Source organism: Crenobacter sp. CS_VA4 (assembly GCF_055597485.1).
On record NZ_JBVMAE010000002.1, the window covers coordinates 76,597 to 102,145 of the forward strand.

28 protein-coding genes are annotated in these 25,549 nt (G+C 64.6%); 7 read left to right on the top strand and 21 right to left on the bottom strand.

Annotated features, from left to right (window positions below):
- Positions 1–4: 4 nt before the first annotated feature.
- The 7 genes from ACZ2IA_RS02170 to ACZ2IA_RS02200 all read right to left on the bottom strand — a co-directional run bounded on the left by ACZ2IA_RS02170 (position 5) and on the right by ACZ2IA_RS02200 (position 5,043).
- A complete protein-coding gene (locus tag ACZ2IA_RS02170; protein WP_470290923.1) occupies positions 5–805 on the bottom strand; it encodes a phosphatidate cytidylyltransferase in 801 nt (266 codons plus the stop codon).
- Between the two features lie 6 nt (positions 806–811).
- Entirely contained in the window at positions 812–1,561 is a 750-nt protein-coding gene (gene uppS / locus ACZ2IA_RS02175; RefSeq protein ID WP_470290924.1) for a polyprenyl diphosphate synthase, read from the bottom strand.
- A gap of 10 nt (positions 1,562–1,571) precedes the next feature.
- Positions 1,572–2,129 carry a ribosome recycling factor gene (gene frr, locus ACZ2IA_RS02180; protein ID WP_470290925.1) on the bottom strand — a complete coding sequence of 186 codons (558 nt, stop codon included), beginning with the start codon at positions 2,127–2,129 and terminating at the stop codon, positions 1,572–1,574.
- 80 nt (positions 2,130–2,209) lie between these two features.
- Positions 2,210–2,929, bottom strand: coding sequence for a UMP kinase (pyrH, locus tag ACZ2IA_RS02185; protein ID WP_470290926.1), 720 nt, complete (start codon positions 2,927–2,929; stop codon positions 2,210–2,212).
- A 97-nt stretch (positions 2,930–3,026) separates the two neighbouring features.
- Complete coding sequence (tsf, locus tag ACZ2IA_RS02190) at positions 3,027–3,896, bottom strand: translation elongation factor Ts (RefSeq protein WP_470290927.1); 870 nt, start codon at positions 3,894–3,896, stop codon at positions 3,027–3,029.
- 80 nt (positions 3,897–3,976) lie between these two features.
- Positions 3,977–4,711 (bottom strand): 30S ribosomal protein S2, encoded by a 735-nt coding sequence (gene rpsB / locus ACZ2IA_RS02195; RefSeq protein WP_470290928.1) that lies wholly within the window; start codon positions 4,709–4,711, stop codon positions 3,977–3,979.
- A 134-nt stretch (positions 4,712–4,845) separates the two neighbouring features.
- A complete protein-coding gene (locus ACZ2IA_RS02200) occupies positions 4,846–5,043 on the bottom strand; it encodes a hypothetical protein (protein WP_470290929.1) in 198 nt (65 codons plus the stop codon).
- Positions 5,044–5,332: 289 nt separating this feature from the next.
- On the opposite strand from ACZ2IA_RS02200, the gene ACZ2IA_RS02205 reads away from it, so the two are divergent.
- The 6 genes from ACZ2IA_RS02205 (at position 5,333) to ACZ2IA_RS02230 (ending at position 10,638) form a co-directional block, all read left to right on the top strand.
- Entirely contained in the window at positions 5,333–6,451 is a 1,119-nt protein-coding gene (locus tag ACZ2IA_RS02205; protein ID WP_470290930.1) for a lytic polysaccharide monooxygenase, read from the top strand.
- Positions 6,452–6,648: 197 nt separating this feature from the next.
- Positions 6,649–6,822, top strand: coding sequence for a hemin uptake protein HemP (hemP, locus tag ACZ2IA_RS02210; protein ID WP_470290931.1), 174 nt, complete (start codon positions 6,649–6,651; stop codon positions 6,820–6,822).
- Between the two features lie 284 nt (positions 6,823–7,106).
- A complete protein-coding gene (locus ACZ2IA_RS02215) occupies positions 7,107–8,141 on the top strand; it encodes a hemin-degrading factor (protein WP_470290932.1) in 1,035 nt (344 codons plus the stop codon).
- Complete coding sequence (locus tag ACZ2IA_RS02220; protein WP_470290933.1) at positions 8,131–8,925, top strand: heme/hemin ABC transporter substrate-binding protein; 795 nt, start codon at positions 8,131–8,133, stop codon at positions 8,923–8,925. The genes ACZ2IA_RS02215 and ACZ2IA_RS02220 overlap by 11 nt, the downstream gene beginning before the upstream one ends.
- Positions 8,922–9,866 (top strand): FecCD family ABC transporter permease, encoded by a 945-nt coding sequence (locus ACZ2IA_RS02225; protein WP_470290934.1) that lies wholly within the window; start codon positions 8,922–8,924, stop codon positions 9,864–9,866. Before ACZ2IA_RS02220 ends, ACZ2IA_RS02225 begins: the two co-directional genes overlap by 4 nt.
- Positions 9,859–10,638 (top strand): ABC transporter ATP-binding protein, encoded by a 780-nt coding sequence (locus tag ACZ2IA_RS02230; protein WP_470290935.1) that lies wholly within the window; start codon positions 9,859–9,861, stop codon positions 10,636–10,638. Before ACZ2IA_RS02225 ends, ACZ2IA_RS02230 begins: the two co-directional genes overlap by 8 nt.
- Positions 10,639–10,722: 84 nt before the next feature.
- Here the strand turns inward: ACZ2IA_RS02230 and ACZ2IA_RS02235 are convergent, their stop codons facing one another.
- The 9 genes from ACZ2IA_RS02235 to mdcA form a co-directional block, all read right to left on the bottom strand.
- Positions 10,723–10,992, bottom strand: a complete 270-nt coding sequence (locus ACZ2IA_RS02235; protein WP_470290936.1) for a hypothetical protein — start codon at positions 10,990–10,992, stop codon at positions 10,723–10,725.
- Positions 10,993–11,195: 203 nt separating this feature from the next.
- Positions 11,196–12,119, bottom strand: a complete 924-nt coding sequence (gene mdcH, locus ACZ2IA_RS02240) for a malonate decarboxylase subunit epsilon (protein WP_470290937.1) — start codon at positions 12,117–12,119, stop codon at positions 11,196–11,198.
- Positions 12,116–12,787: a malonate decarboxylase holo-ACP synthase gene (locus tag ACZ2IA_RS02245; protein ID WP_470290938.1), complete on the bottom strand. Its 672-nt coding sequence runs from the start codon at positions 12,785–12,787 to the stop codon at positions 12,116–12,118. The genes mdcH and ACZ2IA_RS02245 overlap by 4 nt, the downstream gene beginning before the upstream one ends.
- Before the next feature lie 137 nt (positions 12,788–12,924).
- Positions 12,925–13,008 (bottom strand): hypothetical protein, encoded by an 84-nt coding sequence (locus ACZ2IA_RS02250; protein ID WP_470291163.1) that lies wholly within the window; start codon positions 13,006–13,008, stop codon positions 12,925–12,927.
- A 14-nt stretch (positions 13,009–13,022) separates the two neighbouring features.
- On the bottom strand, positions 13,023–13,838 hold the full coding sequence (gene mdcE, locus ACZ2IA_RS02255) for a biotin-independent malonate decarboxylase subunit gamma (protein WP_470290939.1): 816 nt from the start codon (positions 13,836–13,838) through the stop codon (positions 13,023–13,025).
- Entirely contained in the window at positions 13,831–14,703 is an 873-nt protein-coding gene (locus ACZ2IA_RS02260) for a biotin-independent malonate decarboxylase subunit beta (protein ID WP_470290940.1), read from the bottom strand. The genes mdcE and ACZ2IA_RS02260 overlap by 8 nt, the downstream gene beginning before the upstream one ends.
- Positions 14,693–14,995: a malonate decarboxylase subunit delta gene (locus ACZ2IA_RS02265; protein ID WP_470290941.1), complete on the bottom strand. Its 303-nt coding sequence runs from the start codon at positions 14,993–14,995 to the stop codon at positions 14,693–14,695. Before ACZ2IA_RS02265 ends, ACZ2IA_RS02260 begins: the two co-directional genes overlap by 11 nt.
- Positions 14,976–15,920 (bottom strand): triphosphoribosyl-dephospho-CoA synthase, encoded by a 945-nt coding sequence (locus ACZ2IA_RS02270; RefSeq protein WP_470290942.1) that lies wholly within the window; start codon positions 15,918–15,920, stop codon positions 14,976–14,978. The genes ACZ2IA_RS02265 and ACZ2IA_RS02270 overlap by 20 nt, the downstream gene beginning before the upstream one ends.
- Positions 15,920–17,581, bottom strand: coding sequence for a malonate decarboxylase subunit alpha (gene mdcA, locus ACZ2IA_RS02275; protein ID WP_470290943.1), 1,662 nt, complete (start codon positions 17,579–17,581; stop codon positions 15,920–15,922). The genes ACZ2IA_RS02270 and mdcA overlap by 1 nt, the downstream gene beginning before the upstream one ends.
- A gap of 155 nt (positions 17,582–17,736) precedes the next feature.
- On the opposite strand from mdcA, the gene ACZ2IA_RS02280 reads away from it, so the two are divergent.
- Complete coding sequence (locus ACZ2IA_RS02280) at positions 17,737–18,651, top strand: LysR family transcriptional regulator (protein WP_470290944.1); 915 nt, start codon at positions 17,737–17,739, stop codon at positions 18,649–18,651.
- Positions 18,652–18,937: 286 nt separating this feature from the next.
- Here ACZ2IA_RS02280 and speB read toward each other — a convergent pair whose 3' ends face one another.
- The 5 genes from speB to ACZ2IA_RS02305 form a co-directional block, all read right to left on the bottom strand.
- On the bottom strand, positions 18,938–19,903 hold the full coding sequence (gene speB / locus ACZ2IA_RS02285) for an agmatinase (RefSeq protein ID WP_470290945.1): 966 nt from the start codon (positions 19,901–19,903) through the stop codon (positions 18,938–18,940).
- 171 nt (positions 19,904–20,074) lie between these two features.
- Positions 20,075–21,496 (bottom strand): aldehyde dehydrogenase family protein, encoded by a 1,422-nt coding sequence (locus ACZ2IA_RS02290; RefSeq protein ID WP_470290946.1) that lies wholly within the window; start codon positions 21,494–21,496, stop codon positions 20,075–20,077.
- Positions 21,497–21,553: 57 nt separating this feature from the next.
- A complete protein-coding gene (locus tag ACZ2IA_RS02295) occupies positions 21,554–22,927 on the bottom strand; it encodes an aspartate aminotransferase family protein (RefSeq protein WP_470290947.1) in 1,374 nt (457 codons plus the stop codon).
- Positions 22,928–22,955: 28 nt separating this feature from the next.
- A complete protein-coding gene (locus tag ACZ2IA_RS02300; RefSeq protein WP_470290948.1) occupies positions 22,956–24,413 on the bottom strand; it encodes an amidase in 1,458 nt (485 codons plus the stop codon).
- An 83-nt stretch (positions 24,414–24,496) separates the two neighbouring features.
- Positions 24,497–25,534, bottom strand: a complete 1,038-nt coding sequence (locus ACZ2IA_RS02305) for an extracellular solute-binding protein (RefSeq protein WP_470290949.1) — start codon at positions 25,532–25,534, stop codon at positions 24,497–24,499.
- Positions 25,535–25,549: the final 15 nt, after the last annotated feature.

The window sequence follows — 25,549 nt, forward strand, 5'->3', positions numbered from 1 at the left end:
CTTTCTAGAAGCGGGCTAGCATCGACAGTGCATTGGCGACGGCCAGCACGGCGATCAGGCTGTCGATACGATCGTACACCCCGCCGTGCCCCGGCAACAACGCGCTACTGTCCTTGATCCCAGCGCTACGCTTGAACCACGACTCGAGCAGGTCGCCGACGATGCTGACCGCGGTCAGCGCCACCGCCACCGGCAACAGCAGCCAGTCGCTTACCGCAAACGGCACCCAGCCCAGATGGTTGACCAGCACGCTGTACAACGCCACCGCGATCACGGCACCGTAGACGCCCGCCCAACTCTTACCCGGGCTGATCGACGGCGCCAGCTTGCGCCGGCCGAACGCCTTGCCGGCAAAGTAGGCGGCAATATCCGCCACCCAGACCAGCGCCATCAGCGACAACAACTGCAGCGCCGCCTGCGGCACCGGCCGCCATTCGAGCAGCGCGAACCAGGCGGGAAACATCAGCACCCAGCCGAGCAAGCGCACCAACAGCCCCTCTTGCAGCTTCCAGCGCTTCACCAGCCACAGCGGCGCGACGACCAGCCAGAATGCCAGCACGGCCAGGTGCTCGATCAGCCCCATCCGGTAGTTCAGCTTCCAGGCCACGCCGGCCAGCACAGCGCTGGCCGCGAGATAAGACCACTTGGCGGCTGCTTGCATGCCGGCCATTCGGGTGTATTCCCAGAGCGCCAAGCCAGCGATCAGTGCGGCAAAACCGGTCCAGGCCAGCGGTGGGAAGCGGAACAGCGCCGCCAGCATCAGCGGCAGCAGGACAAGCGCGGTCAGGACGCGGGTTTTTAGCATGTAGGGTCAGCCGCGGCGTTCGCCGTCCGGCAGCTGTTCGCTGGTCCGGCCGAAGCGACGCTCGCGGCACTGGTAGGAAGAGATGGCGTGATCGAGCGCCGCCGGCCCGAAGTCCGGCCAGAGCAGATCGGTGAAGTGCAATTCGGTGTAGGCGAGCTGCCAGAGCAGGAAGTTGCTGATGCGCACCTCGCCGCCGGTACGGATGAACAGGTCCGGCTCCGGCGCGTAGGCCATCGACAGACGGCTGCTCAGCGCCTCTTCGGCCAGTTCGGTGCAGCCTTCGGCCAACAGCTGGTTAGCCGCCTGCATGATGTCCCAGCGACCGCCGTAATCGGCGGCGATGGTCAGCGTCAGACCGGTATTGGCCGCCGTACTGGCTTCGGCGGCGGCGATGCGCTCGGCGATACCGGCCGGGAAGCGCTCGCGCGAACCGATCACCTTCAGACGGATATTGTTCCGTCCCAGCCGCACCACTTCGCTCTCCAGCGCGCGCAGGAACATCTCCATCAGGAACGACACCTCGTCCGCCGGACGGCGCCAGTTCTCGGTGGAGAAGGCGAACAGGGTCAGAAACTCGACGCCCAGTTCGTTGCAGGCCTTGACGGTTTCCCGCACCGCCTCGAGGCCACGCTTGTGACCGGCGACGCGCGGCAGAAAACGCTTTTTCGCCCAGCGGCCATTACCGTCCATGATAATGGCCACGTGACGCGGCACCCGCTTCGCTTCGGGTACCGCCTGAGTCGAGCTTCCGAACAAACCCAGCTCCTTAGACCGCCAGCAATTCGGCTTCTTTGGTCGCCAGCAGCTTGTCGACTTCGGCAATCGCCTTGTCGGTCAGCTTCTGCACATCGTCCTGGCCACGGCGATCGTCGTCTTCGGTGATCGCCTTGTCCTTGAGCAGGTTCTTGAAGTCGTTGTTGGCGTCACGGCGAATGTTACGGATGGCGACGCGGGCACCTTCGGCTTCGCTGCGCACCAGCTTGATCATTTCCTTGCGGCGCTCTTCGGTCAGCATTGGCATCGGCACCCGGATCACGTCGCCCATTGCGGCCGGGTTCAGACCCAGGTCGGCGTCGCGGATCGCCTTTTCCACCTTGGCCAGCATCGGTTTTTCCCAAGGCTGCACGCCGATGGTGCGAGCATCGATCAGGGTCACGTTGGCGACCTGGTTGATCGGGGTCGGGTTGCCGTAGTAATCGACTTGCACGTGGTCGAGGATACCGGTGTGAGCGCGGCCGGTACGCACCTTGGCGAGATCCGCCTTGAACGCTTCCAGCGACTTCTGCATCTTTTGCTCAGCCGTTTTCTTCACTTCGTTGATCATGACAACTCCACGGATGGGTATTCTGGAAAAACAAGGCGGAAACGGAGCATTAGCCGTTTCCGCCCAGGTATTAAGTTAGTTTAGCAGTGTACCAGCGTGCCTTCGTCTTCGCCAAGCACGACCCGCTTGAGCGCGCCGGTCTTGAAGATGCTGAACACCTTGATATTGAGCTGCTGGTCGCGACACAGCGCAAACGCCGTCGCATCCATCACCTTCAGGTTGCGGCCGATCGCCTCATCGAAGGTCAGGGTATGGTAGCGCACCGCATCCGGGTTCTTTTTCGGGTCATCAGTGTATACGCCGTCGACCTTGGTCGCCTTCAGCATGATGTCGACGTTCATTTCCATGCCGCGCAGGGCCGCAGCGGTGTCGGTAGTAAAGAACGGGTTGCCGGTGCCGGCAGCGAACACGACCACCTTACCCTCTTCGAGGTACTGCATCGCCTTGCCGCGCACGTAGGGCTCGGCGATCTGCTGCATGGTCAGCGCCGACTGCACCCGCGCGATCAGGCCGGCCTTGGTCATCGCATCCTTCAGCGCCAGCGCGTTCATCACGGTCGCCATCATGCCCATGTAGTCGGCCGTGGCGCGGTCCATGCCGGCCGCCGCCGGAGCGACGCCGCGGAAGATGTTGCCGCCACCGATCACGACGCCGACTTGCACACCCAGGTCCACCACTTCCTTGATCTGCCCAACAATCTGCTCGATCGTGGCGCGGTTGATGCCATAGCTGTCATCGCCCATCAGGGCTTCGCCGGAAAGTTTCAGCAGGATGCGTTTATAGGCGGGGGTTTGGCTCATGGTGACCTCGTGTGCGCGGTAATTCGGGGGATGTTCACTTGCAAAACGGCACCCTGAGACTCAGGGTGCCGTTATCGGGTACGACGTATTTTAAAGCTTACAGCTTGGCAGCGGCAGCCACTTCGGCGGCGTAGTCCACCACGGCCTTCTCAATGCCCTCGCCCACCACGATCATGGAGAACGCGTTCACTTTGGCCGATTTTTCAGCCAGCAGTTTTTCAACCGTCTGGTCCGGGTTCTTCACGAACGGCTGACCCAGCAGGGTGACTTCGGCCAGGTACTTGGTGACGCGACCTTCGACCATCTTAGCCACGATGTCGGCCGGCTTGCCCGATTCGGCAGCCTGAGCGGTGTAGATCTTGCGCTCGGTTTCCAGCTTCTCGGCCGGAACCTGGTCTTTCGACACGCAGATCGGCTTGGAAGCAGCGATGTGCATGGCGATGTCGCGACCCAGCGCTTCGTCGCCGGCGATATCGACGATCACACCCAGCTTGGCGCCGTGCAGGTAGGTAGCGATCTTGCCTTCGGTTTCGTAGCGAACGAAACGACGGATGGTCATGTTCTCGCCGAGCTTGGCGATGACGGCCTTGCGCACTTCTTCGACGGTGATGCCGTCGGCGGTTTTCACTTCGCCCAGGGCTTCAACGTCGGCCGGGTTGGCCTTCACAACGGCTTGGGCCGCCGCATTGGCAAACGCCAGGAAGGTTTCGTCTTTGGCAACGAAGTCGGTTTCGCAGTTGATTTCAACCAGCGCGCCGACACCGCCTTCGACGAAGGCGGCTACAACGCCTTCAGCCGCAATACGGCCGGCCATCTTGGCAGCCTTGTTGCCCGACTTGATGCGCAGGATTTCTTCTGCCTTGGCAGCGTCACCCTCGGCTTCAACCAGGGCTTTCTTACATTCCATCATGCCAAGACCGGTGGCAGCGCGCAGATCGGCTACCATTTTTGCGGTGATTTCCGCCATGCTAGGACTCCTTGATACAAGCGTGTAGAGAGATAAACAGACCAAAAAAAGGGGCTTTCGCCCCTCTTTCACAAGGCTGCTTATTCGGCAGCAGCGGCCGGCTCAGAGGCGGCAACCAGCTCTTGCAGCGACTGGGCGCGACCTTCCAGGATCGCATCGGCCATGCCGCGAGCGTACAGGCGGATAGCGCGGCTGGAGTCGTCGTTACCCGGGATCACGTAAGCGATACCATCCGGGTTATTGTTGGTATCAACCACACCGATCACCGGGATGCCCAGCTTCTGCGCCTCAACAACAGTACCCTTCTGGTAGCCAGTGTCGATGATGAAGATGGCGTCCGGCAGGCCCTTCATATCCTTGATGCCGCCCAGGCTGCGGTTCAGCTTCTCTACTTCGCGCTGCAGGTCCAGCATTTCTTTCTTGTTGTAACCGGTGTCGCCAGCGGCCTCGAGCAGCGCGCTTTTTTCTTCCAGGCGTTTGATCGATTGCTTGACCGTCTTGTAGTTGGTCAGCATGCCACCGAGCCAACGGTGGTCAACGAACGGCACACCGGCACGCGACGCTTCTTCGCGCACGATTTCACGAGCCTGGCGCTTGGTACCAACAAACAGGATGGTGCCCTTGTTGGCGGCCAGACGGCGCACGTACTCCTGCGCTTCGACGAACAGCGGCAGGGTCTTTTCCAGGTTGATGATGTGAATCTTGTTGCGAGCACCGAAAATGTACTTCGACATTTTCGGGTTCCAGAAACGGGTTTGGTGGCCGAAGTGAACGCCGGCTTCCAGCATTTGACGCATGGTCACTGCAGTAGTCATGTCTTTAATTCCAGAAAGGGTTATGCCTCCATCCGCGCACAGAACCCGATGCGGGCACCCTTTGGCGCGGATGTGCGATTTAACTCCCCGAAATCCAGGGAGCGCAAGATTCTAGCATTGTCGACCGAGATGACTCAAGTCTTGCCACGCATATCCTGCTTTTCCAAGGCATGCGCCTGCCGGTTGCGCCGCCGCTGGCGCAATACCCAGCCCGTGAATAGTGTCGGCAGCACGCCAAGCAGCACCAGCATCAGCATGCCACGCGCAACACTGCCCTGCGCCACCGAAAACATCACCACGAAGTAAAGCCATCCGATCCAAATTAGATACATACCAGCACGCACCACATCACCTTGACTCGTCCGGTTGCCAGCATAGCACCGGGCGACGCCCTGCCGAAGCCTGAGCACCCCCGGTTCACAAAGCACCCGATGCAGACCAATTGTCCGTCCTCGTCGAGCGCTAGAGAAAAACGCAATTATCATTTACACGTTAATATATTTATGCCAAAAATATTTCGCATTAAATCAATTCGTCATTAACTGCTATTTGCTTACAAATAGTCAGCACCCGATACCCGCCGATAGTGGCACCCCGTCACAACCACCTGGAGACTATCCCGTGAAATCCTTGGTGATACCGACTCTTGCCCTGGGCCTGCTGGCCCCGCTCGCCGCGCAGGCTCACGGCAGCATGGAAGTGCCGCTCAGCCGTATCTACAACTGTTTCAAGGAAGGCCCCGAGTCTCCGAAATCGACAGCTTGCCGCGAAGCAGTGCGCGTCGGCGGCCCGCAGGCACTGTACGACTGGAACGGCGTCAACCAGCTGCCGAACGGCAACCACCAGGCCTTCGTGCCGGACGGCCAGCTGTGCGGTGGCGGCAAGGAGCTCTACAAGGGCATGAACCTGGCGCGCTCCGACTGGGTCACCACGCCGATCGCCCCGAACGCCACCGGCAACTTCGAATTCGTGTTCCACGCCACGGCCCCGCACCAGACCCGCTACTGGCGCCTGTACGTCACCAAGAACGGCTGGAACCCGAACGCGTCGCTCAAATGGTCCGATCTCGAGCAGTTTGCCGAAGTCGGCAATCTGCCGGTCGACCCGGACCAGCGCTACCGCATCACCGCACAGCTGCCGAAGGGCAAGACCGGTCAGCACGTGATCTACGCGGTCTGGCAGCGCTCGGATAGCGCCGAAGCGTTCTACTCGTGCTCGGACGTGAAGTTCAGCGATAGCGGCAGCACCCCGCCGCCACCGGCCACCACCTGGAAGGAAATCGATCAGGTACGTGCCCAGCAGAACCTGCCGACCGGCACCAAGCTGACGCTGCGCGTATTCAATGCGCAGGGCGGCGACGCCGCCAGCTACAGCGTCACGCTGACCGCCGCCAACAGCAGCGCACAGTTGTGGCCGGCCACGCTCGCCCGTCAGGTCAACGCTAGCTCGAACATCGTCAAGATCGGTGTACTCGGAAGCAGCGGCGCCATCACGCCGGTCGACGACAGCATGGCCAACCGGATCTACCTGAGCTCCTCGTATCCGAAGTACACCACCCAGATCGACACCACCCTGCCGAGCACCGGCGGCAGCGAATGGCGCGAAGGTGTCGCCTACACGGTCGGCCAGGTGGTCAGCTACCAGGGCAAGCGTTACAAGTGCCTGCAGGCGCACACCGCCTGGGTTGGCGCCAACTGGAATCCGGCCAGCTCGACCACGCTGTGGCAACTGGTAGGTTGATCACGAACAGTCAAACGCTTCTTGCTTGTCTCTCACTTTGCGGAGCCACCCGGCTCCGCCTTTTTTTGTCTGAACAAACCGCTGTCGCACACTGACCAAGATCTTGTGCACGAAAAATCATTATGCTTTCGGCTAAGCGAACTTGCCTTTAACGCAAATGCTAATTATTATCATTGTTGTTATTTTGGAGAGAGACGATGATCACGCCAGACCGACCGACCCCGCCGACCACCCAGCCAACCGTGCTGCAAGTCGCAGCGCTGGATTCGCGCACCCTGTTCGACGGCGCGCGCGAAATCGTGATCCGCCATGCAGGCGAAAACTACCGCCTGCAACTGACCCGTAATAACCGGCTGATCCTGATCAAGTAACACCGATCATCTAGCCACACCCTGCGCCACCAGCCAGCCGCCAGCCAGCCATGGCGCGACAGAGAGCAAGACCCGGTCCGACTAGGACCGGCCGTTACCTGTCGCCAGAGCGCCTCTCCGGCTGGTGCTCGGGCCTGAAAAGCCCCGCTCCTCTGGATGCCGCCGACTCACGGCAGCGGACTCGTCTTGTCTCGACGACATTTAAGTTAAGACAGAACCGCAACCCCGACGTAGCTAGCACCGCCGTACCGGTGGAGCCGCCACATCATTCAGAGGATAAGAGCATGCCCCCCTCCTTGTTCGAACGTTACCAGGCGCTCAAAGCCAGCCAACCGTCGCTGCGTCAACGCGATGCCGCCGACGCACTCGGCGTCAGCGAAGGCGAGATCGTCGCCGGCCTGCCGCAGGCTGTGCGCCTGGACCTCGGCGCCGTCGAACTGGTGAAGCGCCTGGAGGGCTTCGGCCAGCTGAAGGCGATCACCCGCAACGCCGCCGCCGTGCACGAGAAGGACGGCGAATACGCCAACCTGAGCCTGGGCGAAACGATGGGCCTGGCGCTCAACCCGGAAGGCCTCGACCTGCGCTTCTTCTTCAAGCATTGGGTACACCTGTTCGCGCTCAAGCTCAACACTCCGCGCGGCGAACAGCGCTCGATCCAGGTCTACGACGAATTCGGCGACGCCGTGCACAAGCTGTTCCTCGGTGAGCACAGCAAGCTCGACGCCTGGGACGCCTTGTTGGCCGAACACGGCGAAGCCAGCCAGCCGCTGACCTTGGCCAAGGCCGACCCGACCAAGACCGCGCCGGCCGACGTCGACCTCGCCGCCTTCCACGCCGACTGGCTGGGATTGCAGGACGTCCACCATTTTCACGGCATGCTCAAGCGCCACGGCGTATCGCGCCGCCGAGCCTTTGAGCTGGCGCCGGAAGGCTATAGCTGGCGACTCGACACCAGTGCCACCGAGGTGCTGCTCAACCGCGCCGTCGAGGCACATACCCCGATCATGGTCTTCGTCGGCAACCGCGGCCTGGTGCAGATCCACACCGGCAAACTGCAGCGCATCAAGCGCGTCGACGACTGGATCAACATCCTCGATCCGGGCTTCAATCTGCATCTGCTGGAAACGCTGGTCGACCAGATCTGGCTGGTACGCCGCCCTATCGTCGACGGCATGCTGACCGCGGTCGAGCTGCTCGACAAGGACGGCAACACCCTAGTGACGTTCTTCGGCGAGCGCCGCGAGGGCCAGCAGGAAAACCCGGCCTGGACGGCGCTGGCGACCGGCCTGCCGGCCCTGGAGGCCCGCGATGCGGCGTAAGCTCGCCCTTGCCTTCCTGGCGGCCGCGACCGCTCTGCCGGCGGGAGCGGCAGAGCGGATCGTGGTGCTGACCCCGGACGTCGCCGACATTCTGGTCGCACTGAAGGCCGGCGGCGATGTGATAGGTCGCGACCAGATGGCGAAGAACCCGGAGTTGGCTTCGGCCAAGGTGATCGGCCTGTCGCGCTCGCTATCCGTCGAACCGATCGCGGCGCTCAAGCCATCGCTGGTGCTCGGCAGCGGCATGGCGCAGCCGCCGGGCATCTACGCCAAGCTGAAGAAGCTCGGCCTGCGCACCGAAGAAATCGCCCAGCACGAAGACGGCCGCGACTACATCGCTGGCATCCGTCGCATCGGCGAGCTGATCGGCAAGCCGGTGCAAGCCGCCCAGTTGGCCGATGGCTGGCAGGCGGCGATGCAGCCGGCCCGCCAGACCGGCGTGCGTTACCTGCTGAGCTACGACGGCCGCCAGGTGGCCGGGCGCAACACCGCGGCCGACACGCTGATCCGCGCCGCAGGCGGCATCAACGCCGCCGCCAATATCGACGGTTTCAAGCAGTTGAACCGCGAGGCCTGGCTGGCGGCCAAGCCGGACGTGATCATCGTCGCCGGTCACAACAAGCCGGTCTACGGCGGCCTGGTTTCGCTCAAGGCGCGCACCGAAGTCGCGGCCAGCCCGGCCGGCAAGAGCGACAAGGTGTTCGAACTGCCAGCCAACCAGTTCCTGCGCCTGGGCACCGACAGCCCGGCCAACGCCCGTCGCCTAGCGGAGCTGGCTCGATGAGAGGCGTGACGCTGCCGATGGTAGCGCTGACCCTGTGTACCGTCTGGCTGGCCGCCGGCCTCGGTGCGCACGACTGGCAGCTGCCGCGCTTCGACGACCCGCTGGTCACCGAGCTGCGCCTGCCGCGGATCGCCGCGGCGCTGCTGGTCGGCGCGTCGCTCGCCGCGAGCGGCGCGGCGCTACAGGCCTTGTTCCGCAACCCGCTGGCCGACCCGGCACTGATCGGCACCTCGAGCGGCGCGGCACTGGGCGTGGTCGCCGTCATCGCCGGCGGCGTCACCGGCTTCGCCGTGCCATTTGCCGCCTTCGCCGGCGGGCTAGCCGCCACGGTGGTGGTGTTGGTGCTCAACCGCCTGGTCAACGGCGGCCAGGCAGGGCTCTTGATCATCGGCGTGGTGGTCGGGGCGTTCTGCGGCGCCGTCATCAGCCTGTTGATGCTGATGTCGGACGATATGGCACTGCGCGGCGCGATGGCGTGGCTGGCCGGCAATCTGTCGGACGCGGGCTTCTCCTCGCTCGGCCAGGTCGGCGCGATCATGGTCCTGGGGCTGGCGCTGCTGTTGGCGCTCGGGCGCGACCTCGACTGCCTGATGCTCGGCGAAGACACCGCGGCCTCGCTCGGCATCAAGGTCGAACACACCCGCACGCTGACCGCGATTGCCGCCGCACTATTGACCGGCGCGGCGGTGTCGGTGTCCGGCATCATCGGTTTCGTCGGCATGATGGTACCCAACGCGATCGCGCTGTGGTCGGGCGGCTGTCGACGCAAGCTGATCTGGCGCTCCGCCTGGGCCGGTGCGCTGTTTCTGTTGGCGATCGACACGCTCGGGCGGCATATCGCCTACCCGATCGACCTACCCGCCGGTGTGATCGCGGCGTTTGCCGGTCCGCCGTTTCTGCTGTGGCTACTGTTCCGCCAGCAAGGAGGTCGCAATGACTAAATCGGTTTTCCAGGCCAGACAACTGCGCGTGCGCCGTCAGGACCGCACCCTGCTCGACGTCGATCACCTCGAGCTGCCGGCCAACCGGCTGATCGCCATCCTTGGCGCCAACGGCGCCGGCAAGAGCACATTGCTGAAGGCGCTGGCCGGCTTCATCCAGGCCGAGGGATCGGTCGACTTCTTCGGCCAACCCTGGCGCCCCGAGCGCAACCGTGGCCGGCACGTGGCGTGGGTCGCGCAGCACAGCGCGGTCGAGTCGGCGCTGTCGGTGGAAGAGTATGTGATGCTCGGCCGCCGTCCGCGTCTGGGCCTGTTCGGCCGCGCCGGTCACGAGGACTATCAGGAAGTGAACGCCGCGCTGGCGACGATGGAGCTTGACGACTACCGGTCCCGCCGCCTGAGCAATCTATCCGGTGGCGAGCGCCAGCGCGCCGCGATCGCCCGCGCCATCGCGCAAGGCACGCCGGCCATTCTGCTCGACGAACCGACCAACCACCTCGACCTGCGCCACCAGTACCTACTGATGCGCTGGCTCGGTCGGGTCAGCGAAACCGGCCGCAGCGTGATCACCGTGCTGCACGACCTGAGCCTCGCCGCCAACCACGCGCACTGGCTGGTGCTGATGCACGAGGGCAAGGTGCTGGCCGCCGGCACACCGGCCGAGGTGCTGCGCGAGACGACGCTGACTCAGGCGTACCGCTGCCCGATCCGGCCGGAACGCAACGCCAGCGGCCGCTGGCAATTCAATCTGGACGAGCCGCTCGCTGCCTGAACCACGCGGAAACGACAACGGCCGGCCGCCGCAGATACCCCTTGCCGCGACCGGCCGTTGTCGTTCGGCCAACCGTTTAGCGCGTCAGTCGGCCAGGCCCTTTTTCAGCAGCTCGGCGACCAGATCGTTCATGCCGATTTCGCGTTCGGTCGCCAGCGCCTGCAGCTGGCCAACCAGGGCGCTGTTGAGCTTCACCGCAAACGGCACCAGGCCCTGCGCCTGGTCGAGCTTGCGCTGCTCACGCTTGTCGAGCGGCGCCGCAGCGGCCTGGCCGAAGCGCGCCGGGGTCGCCTTGCCCATCATCTGGCTGTTGATCTTGAGGCCCTTGTTCTTTTCGAGGTCGGTTTTTTTCATGGCGGGGTTTCCTTGGCTAATTCGGCATTCTACCCGTGTCCCCTGGCGACGGTACGTTTACCGTATCGTGGCAAAGCCACCTCTACGTCGCCTTGGTTCGTGGTCGCACCCCTCACAGGCCACTTGGCCGACCGACGGCAATGCTGAATCGGGAATGCAAGTGCTCCACCGTCAATCAGAGAATCATCGCCACCTGATGCGCCCTATGTTTCCTCATGGATCAAGCGCACCAAACTATCCAGCCGGTTCGTCTCACTACAAACCGCATTCCCGGGCAGGAACACCTTGCGGGTCAAAGCGGTCAGCACGTTGCCGCTGGGCATCTCCACGGCTAGCCGCGCGCCCCGTTCATAGGCATGACACACCGTATCGTGCCAGTGCACCTGGCGCGCCATATTGAAGGCCAAATCATCGCGGATACGCTCCGGGTCAAACAGCGCACGCGCCGTAGCGGCGCTGAGATAAACAGCGCGCGGCCGTCGCAAGGGAACGGTTGCCATTGCGCTGGCCAGTTGGGCCGCTGACGCCGCCAGCAAGTCACAATGAGAAGGCACACTCACGGCCAGCCGTTTAGTTGTGCTTGCACCTTGGCGACGAGCCAGCCCCATTGCGGCTTCCAAGGCGGACTCAGCGCCGGCGATGACCAGTTGGGTCGGGGCATTCAGGTTGGCAAGATAGACCGGGGTTTCCGGCGTATGGACGGTGTCCAGCAGCGGCTGCAACTGTTGGACCGTCAGGCCCAGAATCACCGCCATACCGTAACCGGACGGATAGGCTTGCTGCATCAGCTGGCCGCGCAAGGCCACCAGCCTGAGCGCATCGGCAAACTCCAGCACATCGGCGGTCACCGCCGCCGGCCAGGCGCCAATCGACAAGCCGGCAACCATGTCAGGGACCGCCCGGTTCGCCGCCAAAACCCGGGCCATTGCCACACCGGCAATCAGCAAGCACAGCTGCACCGCTTCAGTCGAGGCCAGCGCGGCCTCCTCGTCCAGCGTCAAGGGGTCAAGCCCCAGCGTCGTCTGGACTTCCTGCAGAGTACGTCTCGACTCGGGGTGGTCGGGCAAGGCGTGCAGCATGCCTGCACGCTGCGCCCCCTGCCCGGGAAAGCTGAACAACACACTCACGCTACAGCCTCCATCGTCCCTGGCTGCCAAGGGTCGGTCACCAGCAGCGGGCCTCGATCGGTTTTGAGCAGCACCTGCCGGCGTCCTGCCTCCCAGTCGGCAAACGCAAAGCCGCCATGGCCGGTATCGATCTGGATATCCAGCCGGCAGCGTCCTCCGCTAATGAGCATCCGCAAGGCCGCTATCTGCCACGCAGCGGGAGGCTCGGGCATGCGGATCAGCAGGTCGAGATCGCTGTGCGGCCTCAAAACCGGCAGGTCCGTGGCCAGGGCAAAGCCGACGCTGCCAGTCGGCCCCCAAGCGAGTCCGAGCTGATTCAAGCCTGGCGCCAGCACTCGCAAACTAGCCACCGCCGCCGACTCCGCCAGCGCCGAGCCCCGCCACGCCTCCGCGAGGACCAAAGCCTCGGGCGTGACGATTCGGCCAACCTGCGCTAGAGGCAACCAGGCGGCCAGACGCTGCTCGCGTCGCAGCCCTCGCACCCCGACCGGCAGGCTGGCGCCTTGCCCGTACATGGCCCGCCGCATCACCAGCGGGGCTTGCGCCAGCCAATGGCTACTCACCCAATCCGGCAAAGGCTCGCTCGTGATCAAGCCGGCAGGATCGGTACACCAGAGCAAGTCATGCGGCCGACGCCCGGGCCGCAGGTTTGTCTCGGGACTCGTCATAGCGCTACACCAGGTTGTTCGGGTAGGGTCGTTCACCCGCAAGAAGGGAAAAAAGCGGCGTTCCCAAGAACGCCGCAACCGTGTCATGGCCCCTGGATAACGGGTGAGACTCGCCTGGGTCACGGAGGAGGATGGGGTCAGACCATGATCGCCTTGGTCGCGAGAAACAGCACCGACGGCCCCAGCAGGCAACCCAGCCCGGCATGGAAGGCCGCGACCATACAAGCGGTCCGGTTCAGGACCACTGCGCCCGCAGGCGCTCCCGCACGGCAACCGACGCAGCGCGGTTGGCAGCGCCGAGCCGGCTCTCCAGCCCGCGCGAGGCCGTGTTGCGGATATCTTCCAGTGCTGCCAGCAAGGCGCCCTCAACCATGTCCAGATCGCTCGGAAGCGGGACATCCGGGTTACCGACCGTGAGCAAGCGCCACAGCAGGCCCAGCGACGCATAGCTGCCGACGTCATACGCCATCGGTGCAATCCGTGACGCCAATGCCTCGAGCTCTTCGACCGAGCGCAGGGTAACCCGCGCCGCCGCCTCCTTGCCCATTGCGTGAATCAGCACGCCCGGATCGTCCAGCACCAGCAAGCGGTTGGCCTGGTAGCCGTGGGCCAGGAAGGCACCGGACATCGCGCGCCCCACGATCAGCCCTATCACCGGATGGCCGGCCAGCCGTGCACTGGCATACGCCTCGGCCGCGGCGGCCAGGGCCAGATGCAGACCGTAGGCTTCCTCGCGCCGGCCGTAGGCCTGGCTCGCCACGTCGATCACGGCGACAAGCGGCCGCTTCTGTTGGGCATCACTATCGGCGGCAATCACCTCGCGGACCGCCCGGGCCAGTTGCCAGCCCTCCACCAAGCCCACCTCGCCGTTTCGCGCACGCGGAAAACGGTTGTCCGGGTCGGGCAACACCGCCAGATAGCGGGCCGGCCGGCCGGCCAACTGGGCATCCACCACCCGCACCGAGTCGGGATAGCCGTCCACGCAAGCGGCCCCACCGGTCAACGCCGCCAGCCAGAGTGCACCGCGACTCGCCCTGTCCTGTTCAACCATGCTGTTGCTCCTCCGCGTAGATAGCCCGCACGCGCTGTGCGCTGGCCTGCTCCCGGGTGACCACCCGGGCCAGGCGTTCCAGATAGTGATCGACCCGCTCGCTGCGATGCGTCGCAGGCTGCCCCGACCTGAACCAGGCAATCAACTGGGCGCGCAGCGCCGGCGCGTGGTCTTCCAGGCAGGCGTCGGCCAGGCCGCTCGCCACCCTTTGCTCGCCGCCGGTCAGGCTCCAGATGAACGGCCGGTCCCGGGAGTCGTACTCGTCGATGCCGGCTTCCTGCTCGATCACCGCTGGGCCATTCAGGCCGAGCCGCGCCTCGCGCGTGAGCAGCAGATACGAGCACAACCCCGCCGCGATAGCCATGCCGCCGAAGCAGCCCACCGTGCCGGCCGAAACGCCGATCACCGGCTGATAGCGGCGCAGGTCGACAATCGCGGCGTGGATCTCGGCGATCGCGGCGAGACCCAGATTGGCCTCCTGCAGCCGCACCCCGCCGGTTTCGAACAGGATCACCGCCCGGGTCGGTATGCCCCGGCGGTTGTCCTCGGCGGCCAGCTCCAACGCACCGGCGATCTTGGCGCCGGACACCTCGCCCATGCTGCCGCCCTGGAACGCGCCTTCCAGCGCCAGTACCACCGCCGGTTGGCCATCCAGCGTGCCCTTGGCGACCACCGCCCCATCGTCGGCCTGGGTGACGATGCCCTGCTGCGCGAGCCAGGGCGAAGTCAGCCGCTCGAAGGGGCCGACCAGCTCCCGGAAGCCGCCCTGGTCGAGCAGCGCCTGCGCGCGCTGGCGGGCATCGCGTTCGATGAAGCTGTCCCGCCCGATCAGCTCGCTGGCCGTCCTCCGATGCTCAATCGCCATGATTCAGCTCCTCCAGCGCCTGCTCCAGGCGCAACCGCACCACACCGGGGGTCGCGCCAAAATCATTGATCTCGACCAGGGCCGCCGGCCATTGCCGCTCGCTGAACAAACGATCCAGCAGCGCTTGCCAGACCGTGCCCATTCCGTCGACCGAGGTGGTGATCTCGACCCGGATGCGGCCGGCCGGCCGCGGCTCCAGCAGCACCTCCAAGTCACCCGAACCGACCACGCCGGCAATGGCCCGGCCGTTGGCCGGCGCGCCGGCCGGATAGTCAAACACATGCTTTTCCATACGATTTTCCTTGTCTGAATCCGCTGCCGTTGCAGAGAGTCCGTGGCCAGCGGGACTCTGCCGAGCCAGCCAGACGATCGAGAAACAGTGCCGCGGCCAACAGGTCCGCAGCGCCCCCCGGTGAGACATGCATCGCCAACAGTTCGGCATCGAGCCGGCGCAGGGCCGCCTGCCCGACGGCGCTGGCCGTCCCGCCTGCGTCGAGCACTCGTGCCGCCCCAGACTGGACGATGGCCAGGGCGGCAGGGCCACCACGCGCCAGCACGCAGGTATCGTCCAGTCGGCTCATCACCGCCAACAGCGCATCCAGCCGGGCCGCCGATTCCGGCGCGCCCCGGGCCCTCGCCTCGCGCAACGTCGGCAGCGCCACGTCCACCACATGCGGGAAACCGGCGCAGGCCTGCCCGCGCGCACCGCCCACCCCGTAATCCCGGCAGGCCCTCTCGCCCTTGTGGCCGGTCAGCCGCGGGGCGAATCGATCGGGCTGGCTGGCCAGCCTGGCCGCGCGCTCGGCGATGTCGGATGCGGTGCGCGATGCCGGGGCCTGTGCCGCGGCCGTCACCAGCAGGCCGAGCGCCCAGATCGCGCCCCTATGGGTGTTGACCCCGCCGGTCGCCCGCAGCATCACCGCCTCGCCGTACCTGCCCAGCGCGCCGATGCGCTCGCGCAGCAGCTCCGGGCTCAGCGCCTCGGCGCCCGCCGCCGCCATGCCCCTGAACGTCGGCCGCAAGGCCTGAGCGGAGCGGCACATCAGCTCGAAATTAAGGTCGTGGTGTGCGCCGTTGCCGCGCCTGTCGACCAGCCCAGGCTTGGGCGCCAGCGTCACCTCGTCGATCAGCGCCGCCACCACCTGTTCGGCCAACCAGTCGGCCCGGCCGTCGCGGGCGGCGAGGCCGTCCGCGTCCAGCATCGTCGCGGCGTACATCACCAGCTCCTGAACCGGGCCGGCGGCTGGTAGAGCCCGCCGGACCATTCGACCAGCTCGGCCACGCTCTTGGCGGCCAGCAGCGAACGGCTCGCCTCGCCGCGCTGCACCCCCAAGTCTTCCGGCAACGCGATCAGCCCCTGCTGCCGCAGGCTGGCGGTGGTCGCCAGGTCATGCCGCAGGCCGATCGGGGTGACCCCGGCCACCGCGGCGAGCATCGCCTTGCGCTCCTCCAGCGAGCGCGCCTTGTAAAGGTAGGCAATGCCCTCCTCGGTCAGCACATGGCTGACGTCGTCGCCGTAGATCATCACCGGAGCCAGCGGCATGCCGCTCTCCTTTCCGACCTGGACCGCGTCCAGCGTTTCGACCAGCGCCGGGCGCCCACCGCCCTGGAAGGTTTCCACCATCTGCACCACCAGCTTGCGGCCGCGGGCGAGCGGGTCGTCGGTTTCGATCAGGTCCAGCCAGGCCGGGCTGGCATGTCGTCTGCCGCCCGGATCGTGACCCATATTGGGTGCACCGCCAAAACCGGACAGACGGCCGTGGGTGACGGTAGACGAGTTGGCCAGACCGTCCATCTGCAGCGTGGAGCCGATAAACAGGTCGACCGCATACTGGCCGGCCATCTGGCAGAAGGCCCGGTTGGAGCGCAGCGAGCCGTCGCGCCCGGTGAAGAACACATCGGGCCGGGCGGCGACATAGCGTTCCATGCCGAGCTCGCCGCCGAAGCAGTGCACGCTTTCCACCCAGCCGCTTTCGATCGCCGGGATCAGCGTCGGGTGCGGATTCAGCGTCCACCATTTGCAGATCTTGCCCTTCAGCCCCAGCTTTTCGCCGTAGGTCGGAAGGATCAGCTCGATGGCGGCGGTGTTGAAGCCGATGCCGTGGTTCAGCGAGCGCACCTGGTGGCGCTCGTACACCCCGCGGATCGCCATCATCGCCATCAGCACATGCACCGGCTTGATCAGCCGCGGGTCGCGGGTGAACAGCGGCTCGATGAAGAACGGCTTGTCGGACTCGACCACGAAGTCGATCCAGGAGCCCGGAATGTCCACCCTCGGCAGGTCTTGCGGGTCGTCGACGATCTCGTTGACCTGGGCGATCACGATGCCGTCGCGAAACGCCGCCGCCTCGACCAGCGCCGGCGTGTCCTCGGTGCTCGGGCCGGTGTATAGATTGCCCTGGCGGTCGGCCTTGTAGCCGGCCACCAGCACCACATTCGGCGTCAGGTCGACATAGAGGCGCGAGTAAAGCTCGATATAGGTATGCACCGCGCCGACCTCGAGCAGGCCGTCCTGCAGGAACTGGGAGATGCGCAGGCTCTGCGCGCCGGCGTAGGCAAAATCGAGCTTGCGGGCGATGCCGCGTTCGAACAGGTCGAGATGCTCGGGGCGGCTGACACTCGGCATGATCAGGTGCAGCTGGTTGATCCGGGCCGGGTCGACCCTGGCGAGCGAGCGGGACAGGAAATCCGCCTGCTTCTGATTGTTGCCCTCCAGCACCACCCGGTCGCCCGGTGCGATTAGCGCTTCCAGCGCCGCCACGATATCGTCTTTGGGCAGTACCACGCCGTCGGCCAGATGGCCGACCTTGGCCAGACGCCGACGCTTTTCATCGCGCCGCCGGGTCCACTGCGCAGGGCTTGAGGTTTCGGCTTGCATGCTCACTCCAGCACTAGAGGGAAGTGAGCCCAAGTTAGCCCGCCGCCATTTCCGCTTCAATCAACCCAAGCGTCGGTTCATTACTATAAAATTAATGATTTCGCCAGACTGTCTGGCATGATGGCCGCTGTCGGCTAGGTTTCGGAGGAAACGGCATGAACATCGACGAAGAAATCACCTTCAAGAAACTAGAGGTGTTTCTCAGCTTCATGAAGCTGGGCAATATGGCGCGCGTCTCCGACGCGCTGGGCCAGAGCACCGTCAGCGTGCACCGTGCGCTGCACTCGCTGGAGGAAGGCCTGCGCTGCCCGCTGTTCAAGCGCGACGGCCGCAAGCTGATCCCGCTCGCCACCGCTTACACCTTTGCGGACTATGCCAGCCGGGCCATTAGGGAGTGCGAGGAAGGCATCCAGAAGACTCGCGAAGCGGCAGGCTTTTCCGCCACCCGGCTCAAGATCGGCGCGCTGTATTCGCTGACGGTGCGCACCATCCCGCAATTGCTGATCGGCCTGAAGACCCGGCGCTCGGAGCTGGACGTCGACCTGACGCTCGGCTCGAACCGGGAGCTGCTGCAGAAACTGGAGGACGGGCAGCTCGACGCCATCGTGATCGCGCTGCAGGGCAGCTCGCCCAGCCCGGACCTGCTGGCGGTGCCGATGTTCGAGGACGACATCCACTTCGCCGCCCCGCTCGACTCGCCGTATGCGGCCTGCGACTGCGTCGATCTGCAGGACTTGAAGGGCAAGAAATTTGTCACGCTCGGCGAAGACTTTGCCACCTACCAGGACTTCAGCCGGGCCTTCGAACTGGCCGGCTTCCAGCCCGAGATCGCGATGCGCGTCGGCGATATCTTCTCGCTGACCAACCTGGTCAGCGGCGGCATCGGCTACGCGCTGCTGCCCGGCCGCGTCGCCCATTTCAGCCCGAAGGTGCAGTTGATCCCGCTGGCCCCCCGCTACGCGATCCGCCAGCAGATCATGCTGTTGCTGCCGAAGAATAGGGAGCGGGACCCCAACCTGCTCGCGCTGTCAGCCGAGTGCAGGATGTTTCGCCTAGCGCAAACGACGTAGCGAGCGGGTCGCGGGAAGACCCATCGAATTCGTAGAGGGATCATCCAGGGAGCGGGCCGGCGGGCTGGGCCTTCGCTGCCCGCCAGCCCGTCGGGGCGTCTCAACGTTGGCCGAACGCCGGGTATGTAGATGGCGACTTACCTCGTCGCCGAGAAGCATCAAATTTAGAGCCACTAACAAGACCCAGCGCAGCGATCTTGCTCGTCGCGCTGCCGCAGACAGTACAGCTAGTAGGCAAGGCAGCGCAACAAGGCCAGGAGGGTTTGTTAGCGGCTCTTACATGGGCTTATAAGCGGCCCGAAACCTTGCGGTTCCGCAGCAGGCAGATCAGCTCGCACGCAATGTGCGCCGCGGCTAACGCGGTGATCTCACTATTGTCATACCCCGGTGCGACTTCGACGATATCCATGCCGACCAAATTGAGGCTCCCGCAGCCCCGCAAGATTCCAAGAACCTGCGCGGTCGTGAGCCCTCCCGGAACAGGGGTGCCGGTTCCTGGTGCAAAGGCGGGGTCCAGGCAGTCAATGTCGAAGGTGAGATAGGCCGGCCGGTCGCCGACAATCCTGTTGATGCGGGCGACGGTTTCCGCGATGCCCTGTTCGAGGACCGACGGTGCATCGAGGATATTCATCCCCAGGAAATCGTCGTTCCATGTCCGGATTCCGACCTGGACCGACCTTGCCGGATCAATCAGCCCCTCTTTCACCGCCTTATAGAACATCGTCCCGTGGTTCAGACTGTCGGGACTGTCGTCCGGCCACGTGTCGCAGTGCGCGTCGAAATGGATGAGCGAGAGCGGTTCTCCATATTTTTCCGCATGCGCAGCGAGCAGCGGATAGGTGACATAGTGGTCGCCCCCGAAGGTCAGCATCCTTGCGTTTGACCTCAGTATGGAACGGGCGTGGTCGATAATGCTTTGCTTGATCGTCATCGGATTATGGATATCCAGATAACAATCACCGGCATCGACCACCGCCAGGTCTTCGAAAGGGTCAAAGCCATAGGGGAAGGGTTTCAGGTTTGCCAGCTGCACGCTTGCCGCCCTGATCGCGGCCGGGCCGAAGCGGGCGCCGGGCCGGAACGTCGCGGCCAAGTCAAACGGCACCCCCGAGATCACCAGATCGGCGCCTTCGACCTTGCGCGTGTACAGGCGGCGCATAAACGAAAGCACGCCAGCGTAGGTCTTTTCCGGCGAGCGCCCGTACGCCGTGGTCCGGCGAATGGCACCGTCGCCGAGGATAGATCTATCCATCTCGATTCCTTGTGAAAGGGCTTCCGTGGAAGCCCGTCATGAAATGTTGTGCGCCCTTGGAGTGGTTAACAAACCCCAGTGCAACGGTCCCGGCTAGACGCCCGGCCGCTGACAGTGCAAGGAGTACGGCAAGGCAGCGCAACAACGCCGGGAGGGGTTTGTTAGCCGCTCTTAGTAGCCGAACATCGACTTGACCTCGAGAAAGTCCTCGAAGCCGAACCGCCCCCACTCCCGGCCGTTGCCGGAGCGCTTGTAGCCGCCGAACGGCGCCGCCTGGTCGCTCGGCGCGCCATTCAGGTGCACCATGCCCGCGCGAATCCGGCGGGCGACGCGCCGTGCCCGTTCCGGATCGCCCGAGCTCACGTAGGCGGACAGGCCGTACTCGGTGTCGTTGGCGATGCGGATCGCCTCTTCCTCGGAGTCGTACGGCAGGATGCACAGCACCGGCCCGAAGATCTCCTCGCGCGCGATCGTCATGCCGTTGTCCACGTCGGCGAACACCGTCGGGCGCACGTAATAGCCTCTTTCCACCCCTTCCGGACGCCCCGGGCCGCCCGCCACCAGCCGCGCGCCTTCGCGCAGGCCGGTGTCGATCAGCGCCTGGATGCGCTCAAACTGGGCGCGGCCGACGACCGGGCCGATCACCGTGTCCTGGGCCATCGGGTCGCCCACCACGGTGCGCTCCGCCACCGCATGTGCGATGGCGATCGTCTCCTCCTGGCGCCGGCGGGGCACCAACAGACGCGTCGGCGCATTGCACGACTGCCCGCTGTTCTTGAAGCAGGTCTCCGCCGCGTGCGCGATCGCAGAGGCAAAATCGGCGTCGTCGAGCACGATGTTCGGTGACTTGCCACCGAGTTCCTGCTGAACGCGCTTGACGGTATCGGCGGCGGCCTTGGCGATCGCGATGCCGGCCCGGGTCGACCCGGTGAATGACACCATGTCGACGTCGGGATGAGTCACCAGCGCCTGCCCGACGCCTGCGCCGTCGCCGTTGACCAGGTTGAAGACGCCGGGCGGCACGCCGGCCTCGTGCAAGATCTTGGTGAACAGCCGCGCGGACAGCGGCGCCATCTCGCTCGGTTTCAGCACCATCGTGCAGCCGGCGGCCAGCGCGGGGGCGACCTTGCACGCGATCTGATTGAGCGGCCAGTTCCACGGGGTGATCAGCGCGCAGACCCCGATAGGCTCGCGGGTGACGACCGTATTGCCGAGCCGCTCGTCGAACGCGTAATCGCGCAACACGTTCAGGGCATGGATCAGGTGCGACAAGCCGACCGGCACATGCGCCTTGCGGGTCAGGCTGAGCGGTGCGCCCATTTCGAGCGAGATAGCTTCGGCCAACTCGTCCGAGTGGCGGCGGTATGAGGCGATCACCGACTCCAACAGCTCGACGCGCTGCTGGCGGGTAAACGCCGAGTAAGCGGGAAACGCGCGTCGGGCCGCAGCGACGGCACGATCGACATCGGCCGGTACGCCCAGCGCGACGGTGGCGATCGCCCCCTCGGTAGCCGGGTTGATGACGGGGATGACGCTAACGTTGGCCGAATTGACCCAGCGGCCGTCGATGAAAAAGTTCTGGTCGTCAGTCATGGAAACACAACCTCGTAGGCGTTCTCTTGAACGGGAGCCGCACGGGCGGCCGCTTGCTTACTCGCTCGCCTGCATCCAGGCCAGCGCATCGTTCAACGATGCCTCGATCCCGGCAAACAGCTCGTCGAGCTGCTGCCGCGTAATGATCACCGGCGGGCACAGCGTCACCGTGTCGTTCAGCCCGCGCGTGATCACGCCGTGCTTCAGCGCGCACTTGGCGGCATAGGTGGCGACGCCGCGCGACGGGGCGAAGGACTCGCGCGTGCGCTTGTTCTTCACGATTTCCAGCCCGCCGATCAGGCCGACACCGCGCGCCTGGCCGACCAGCGGGTGTTCGCCCAAGCGCTGCAGATGACCCTGGAAATGCGGCGCCAGCTCACGAACGCGCCCCACGATGTCGTCTTCCTGATAGATCCGGAGCGCTTCCAGCGCCACCGCTGCGGCGACCGGGTGGCCGGTGTAGGTGTAGCCGTGTCCGAACGTGCCCAGCTTTTCGCTTTCCGCGACGAGCGCCCGGTAGATCTTCTCGTTGATCATCAAGCCGGAAATTGGCAGGTAGCCCGCCGACAGCTGCTTCGCGACCGTGATCATGTCCGGCTTGAGGTCGTAGGTCTGCGTGCCGAACATATTGCCGGTGCGCCCGAACGCGCAGATCACCTCGTCGGCGACGAACAGTACGTCGTATTTCTTCAGCACCGCCTGCACCTTCTCGAAATACGTGGTGGGCGGCAGGATCACGCCCGCCGACCCCATCAGCGGCTCGGCGAAGAACGCGGCGATCTCGTCCGGCCCCTCTTTCAGGATCAGCTCCTCGAGCGCCGTGGCACAGCGCGTCGCGTAATCCTCTTCGCTTTCGCCGGGTTCGGCGCAGCGGTAGAAATGCGGCCCCTCGGTATGCAGAATGCGGGCGATCGGCAGGTCAAAGTCGCCGTGCGCGTACGGCAGACCGGTCAGGCTCGCGGCGGCCACCGTCACGCCGTGGTAGGCGCGCGTGCGGGAAATGACCTTCTTTTTCTTCGGCTTGCCGATGGCGTTGTGGTAGTACCAGACCAGTTTGATTGCCGTGTCGTTGGCTTCGGAGCCGGAGTTCGCGAAGAACACCTTCGACATCGGAACCGGCGCAATCTCCAGCAGTTTCTCGGCCAGCTCAATGCCAATGTCGGTCGATTTGTGGCCGAACGCGTGGTAATACGGCAGCTTGCGCATTTGGCGATCCGCCGCATCGGCCAGCCGCTCGTCGCTGAAGCCGAGCGACGCGCAGAACAGCCCGGCCAGGCTCTCGAGATAGCGGTTGCCGTCTTCGTCGAAGACGTAAACGCCGTCGCCACGAGTGATCACGAGCGGGCCTTCCTTCTCGTGGACGCTCAGATTGGTATACGGATGCAGGAAGCTGGCGATGTCGCGTGCTTTTGTCGTATTCGAATCAAACATGATGAAAACCTCGATGGTTACCGCGCCGTCACGCAGACACGGCGCACTGCTGATCAAGCTCCCGCAGGAGCGTAGTGAGTTGCGATTCCGACGTGGCCCACTCGCCGATCACCTGCTCGATCGCGCGGGCGATCGACAACAGCTCGGCCTCCCCTCGTGGCTTGCCGACGATTTGCATGCCAACCGGCAGGTGGTCGCTGGTCATCCCGCACGGCAGTGAGAGGACCGGCAGCGACAGCATGGTCAGCGCGTACGTAATCGCGAGCCAATCGATATAGGTTTCGAAGTGCGTACCCGCCGCTTCCCGCACATAGCCGTCCTCGACGGGGAAGGCCGGAACGATCGAGGTCGGGCAAATCAGGACGTCGTAGGTATCGAACAGCTGGACGGCCTCGTGATACAGCGCGGTACGAGTGCTATGCGCGTCGCGGATCTGTTTCGCGTCGAGCTTGAGGCCGTACTCGATGTTCCAGACCACGTTCGGGTCGAGCGCCTGCCGGTGCTCGGCGAGCAGCCCGCCATAGTTCGCCGCGAACGCCATGCCGCGCAGGGTGTAGAACGCCTGCCGCGCCGCGGAGAGATCGAGCTCGACCAATTCGATGGCGAAACCCTGCGAGACGAGCGTGTCCACCGCTTGGCGGAAGACGCGTGCGATTTCGGGGTCGACCGACGTCATCCCGAGATTGGGACTGAAGGCGACGCGCAAGGGCCGCTTCGGTTGCAAGGCGTAATCGAGGAAACGCACGCCCGCATCGCCGACAGATAGTGGCGAGTGCGGTGCGGCGCCGCACAGCGCATCGAGCAGCAACGCCACGTCGGTCACGTTGCGCGCCATCGGCCCATCCACCGCCAGGGTGTCGAAGGCCTTGCGCGACGGGCCGTCGCCGATCCGCCCCGGGGTCGGGCGCAAGCCGACCACCCCGCAGAACGCCGCCGGCGTGCGCAGCGAGCCGGCCAGGTCGGAACCCTGAGCAAGCCAGGCCGTACCCGAGGCCAGCGCGGCGGCGGCGCCGCCCGACGAGCCGCCGGCCGAGCGCTGCAGATTCCACGGGTTGCGCGTCAAGCCGAGCACGGCGTTGTTCGTGTGGCCGCCGGCACCGAACTCCGGCGAGTTCGACTTCGCGTAGACGATGGCGCCGCGCTCCTCCAGACGCGTCACCATCGCGTCCGAGCGCTCGGGGACATTATCGCGGTACACACGCGAGCCGTAGGTGGTGCGCACGCCGGCGACCGGCGTCAGGTCCTTGATCGGAACCGGCAAGCCGCACAGCAGGCCGCGCTCCTGAACCGGTTTCTTCAACAAGACATGCGCGTGTTCGTAGGCGCGTTCCCAGCAAACGATGGGAAGCGCGTTCACATAGGGTTCCACTCGATCCGCTTGCCAGCGCAGGGTATCGAGCAGGTCGACGGGGCTGATCGCTTCGGCACGCAGCAGCCCAACGATTTCCAGCGCAGTAAACCGAAGCAGCTGTGAGTCAATGGTCATGAGTCAGGATCCAATAGAAACGGGACCGGGGCGGCCACGTGCAGCGCCTTGTCGGACAAGGCATGCGGTGGCCGCTCGTCGCCTTACTTCAGCAGCGTCGTCCAGATGCGGTCATGCATGCGGACCGCTTTTTCCGAGCAGGCTTTTTGGAAGACCAGCTTGGCATTGGCCGGCGGGTTCAACTCGGGCAGCTCCCGGATTCCCTTGTCGAGGTATTTGTCCGATCCGGCGATCGGGTTCTGATACTTGAGGAAGGCCGAATTCAGCGCGGCGACATCGGGCTGCATCAGGAAGGAAAGGAGCTGCTTGGCATTCTGCAGATTCGGTGCGCCCTTCGGCACGACCATATTGTCGACCCACGCGAATGAACCTTCCTTCGGGAACGAATAGCGAATCGTCTTCTTCAGTTCACGAGCACGCTGCGCGGTACCGTTCCAGATCGAAGACATCGCGATTTCGCCCGACACCATCGACTCCCGGATCGCGCCGGCCTTCGAGCTGTAGGTACGTACGAAAGGCTTTTGCTGAAGCAGAATGTTTTGGACCTTCTGCAAGTCCTTCGGGTCCTCGCTGCACTGCGGTACGCCGGCGACGATACTGGCCATGCCGATGGTCATCTCCTCGGTGCCGAGCATATTGATCTTGCCCTGCAGTTGCGGCGGCGGCGTGAACAGCACCTTGAGGCTGTCGATCGGCCCGTTGTAGATGGCCGAATCGACGGCGAAATTCGTCGTGCCCCACAGATACGGAACCGAGTAATCGCCGGCGGGATCCCACTCCGGCTTGCGCAGTTTCGGCACGATGTTCGCGTAACCGGGTAGATCGCGCACCGCGACCTTCTGGATCAGTTGCTCGCGCGCCAGCACCGGCACCATCGCCTGCGACGCAACCACCACGTCGTAGCCGGTTCCGCCCTGCTTCAATTTCGCGAGCAGGGTTTCTTCCGAGTCGTAGTTATCGATGTTGACCTTGATGCCGGTCTTCGCCTCGAACTGCTTCACCGCGGCCGGCGAGATGTAGCCCGACCAGATGTACAGGTTGACGGCTCCTTCTGCGCAAGCAAGATTCGTCACAGACGACAAGGCACATGCGCTGGCAAGCAGTACAAAATTCCTTTTCATGGTGCATCCTTTTCT